The 2,639-nt window shown below is 35.2% G+C and carries 3 protein-coding genes and 1 pseudogene; 3 read left to right on the top strand and 1 reads right to left on the bottom strand.

Annotated elements, in window-relative coordinates; genetic code table 11:
* Both BB781_RS15990 and BB781_RS14510 read left to right on the top strand, forming a co-directional pair.
* Positions 1-215 (top strand): hypothetical protein (locus BB781_RS15990; protein ID WP_207205304.1); only part of this gene is annotated, 215 nt, incomplete at its 5' end.
* Positions 216-516: 301 nt separating this feature from the next.
* Complete coding sequence (locus tag BB781_RS14510; protein WP_094229185.1) at positions 517-825, top strand: transposase; 309 nt, start codon at positions 517-519, stop codon at positions 823-825.
* Between the two features lie 34 nt (positions 826-859).
* Here BB781_RS14510 and BB781_RS14515 read toward each other — a convergent pair whose 3' ends face one another.
* The gene (locus BB781_RS14515; protein ID WP_129582737.1) at positions 860-2,014 is read right to left on the bottom strand and encodes an ISH3 family transposase; all 1,155 of its coding nucleotides are present in this window, start codon (positions 2,012-2,014) and stop codon (positions 860-862) included.
* 385 nt (positions 2,015-2,399) lie between these two features.
* Here BB781_RS14515 and BB781_RS16250 point away from each other — a divergent pair.
* Positions 2,400-2,576, top strand: a pseudogene (locus BB781_RS16250) (IS66 family transposase); the annotation flags it as partial.
* Positions 2,577-2,639 lie beyond the last annotated feature (63 nt).

Here is a 2,639-nt window from a genome sequence, read left to right on the forward strand (position 1 = left end):
TGTTCATTTCGTTCCTATCACTTTATGGATATGCAAAAATTGAGAATTGCATACGCAATGCCTCCCTTACAAAGAAGTATTCTCCAAGGGATTTAATTGAAATGTTCGGTAAAGTCTATATGATGGATATTGATGGACAGATGATGTTGACTGAAGTACCAAAAAAGGTAGAGGATTTAGGAAAGAAGTTAAATCTTGGGTTATTCCCTAAATGAGCAGAGTTAAGGTTACTAATTTACCATAACATTTCTCTCCCCCAAGTGTGGATATCTCTAATCTCGGAAAATTCCTCTTAAATTCATTGTTAACACAATTTTTTGTTTTAATTGCATATTCTTTCCTGGAACTAAACATTACATATAACGAGACTGTCGGAAATGTCAGTTCACTTTGCGTCAAATTTACAATAGTATATGTATACCAATTCCATTTTTAGTAGATAATCACTATCAATAGATGCATTTATATTCTTATAGGACAATTATGTATAAATAATTTGATTATTATGTGATATAAATGTATTCTGTTCCAACATCCAAGCAAACAACATTTGTATATGGGCCTGAAATATACGAAAAACTGATACTAAAGGACCACTTGCTTTATAAGATAAATGAAAAGGTAGATTTCTCATTCATCAATGAGGTCTGCAAAGACCTCTACTCATCAAACAAAGGTAGGCCTGTAACAAACACTCCCGAGATGTTGCTTCGCTCTGCAGTAGTCCAATATCTCTATGATTATTCGGATAGGCAGATGGAGTATGAAGCACAAGTGAACATAATGGTAAAATGGTTCATCGGGCTAAATTCAGTACTTCTCTAATTCTCCCTTCGATTCCCTTCTTCCCGTTATCATCCTACCTCAAACACTGCACAACCAACTGAATCTTTAGCTTTCTCCTAAGCCATTCTCCAAGAAACAGGATAAATCTATCAAATCTGAATTTATCCTCATCAATTATCTGAGGGCCTTGTTTTACAATCGTGAAATGCTTTTTCTGAATGCTGAGCCATGAATTTCTAAGCAAGAACGATACTAATGCAAAGAAGTATCTTAGAGTAACGTCTCTTGTAGATGTTTTTGGTTTGACTATATTTCTCATCCTGTAAGACGATTCAATAGCAAACCTTCTTCTGTATACATTGCTGATCTTCCTGGGTTTCCATTTAATTCCATACACCACAAACCCAAGATTTTCACATCCTGTTTTGTTCCTTTTCCCTTTCAGGTACTTAACATCAATAACGATATTCAACCTAACCTCTTTCTTCTGAGGATTCTTCATTATATATTCAGCAGATCTTGCGCTTCTGCCAATCAGTAGTCGCTTGATTTCGTTTCCCCTTCGTACTACAGGCGTTATATGAGGAATCCCTTTGTTCTGTAAGAACTCAAAGACATCAACAGAATAAAACCCTCGATCCAAACAAAGAACCTTGATCTTTAAATCTAGATCATTTATCATATCTATGAAATAATTAAGGTAATAGACCGTTGTTTTACTTCTTTCTACTGGAAGAACAGATATAGTAAATCTCTCGTTCTTGTTTATTATGGATAATGAAATGTATGAATAGAAAGAGTTTGTTGACTTTTTTGCCTGTCCTCGTATCACATAGTTTTCATTGGATTGATCAGTTTCTCCATAATAAGGGTCATTTGTAATGTCGATAGCAAACTCATACTTTTTCTCTGGATTAAGTGTGGCAATAGGATCTTGAAGCAGGATCTTTTCGTTTAGGCGGATAAGTTCTTCAAGGTCAAGTTTCTTGAGATGATATCTTGTAGATGTTTCACAAGGAATCTCCTGATAGTGTTTTGACATGGAATGTACCGAACTATTCTCTACTGCCATACATATGGCAGCATAGAACAGGTCTTTACAGGTAAGTGAACCATTGATATTAATGGTGATGTTATCCGTAAGGGATTTTAGAACAGTGTCAATGCATTCTTTTGGTCTTAATTCGACTTTAGCACAAGTGTTTGGATTTAATGCTAGAAGAGACATATGGCGGCGTTTTAGCCGCATATAAAGCTATCGAATGGCATTACTTGTGACCTAGATGAAAATTAGCGAACTACTGAATATGTATTGTTATTGAAAATTTGAGACTCCAATTGCAGATTTAAATCCAGTTATCGACAGTGATAACAAACCCATTCAATATGTCATTCGTCACAAGTGCTGAAGCTCAACCGCCTGACAATAAGCATTAGTAAAAGTGCTTTAAAAATAGGATAAGAACTCAGTTAGCATAGAAATTATAGTAGACCATCTATTTTTTACAAATGTAACTATTCAGCCATCCTTCCAGCAATAAAGTAAAAATCAATATACTATGACCTCATTTTAACGTTCAGAAAAAAGATTCTATAGATCTGAGGGGATTTGTATCGGACGGGAAGAAATACTTGCAGTTTATGAAGCTGGTCCGGAAGCAGTAGTAGAACTTGTAACCAGATTACTTGGGATCATTGGACAACAAAACCTTATCATTGAAAAACAAGCTCTACGTATTGCACTGCTTGAAGAATGTGTCAGGCATCTGGAAGAAATGCTTGAAAAGAACGGCAGTGTGGCGAATTTGCTGTAAATTGTAGTTTAAATTTTTGTAGCTAGTAGAAATAATTGC

The sequence above is a fragment of the Methanolobus psychrotolerans genome, assembly GCF_002243045.1.
GTDB classification, from domain to species: Archaea; Halobacteriota; Methanosarcinia; order Methanosarcinales; family Methanosarcinaceae; genus Methanolobus; species Methanolobus psychrotolerans.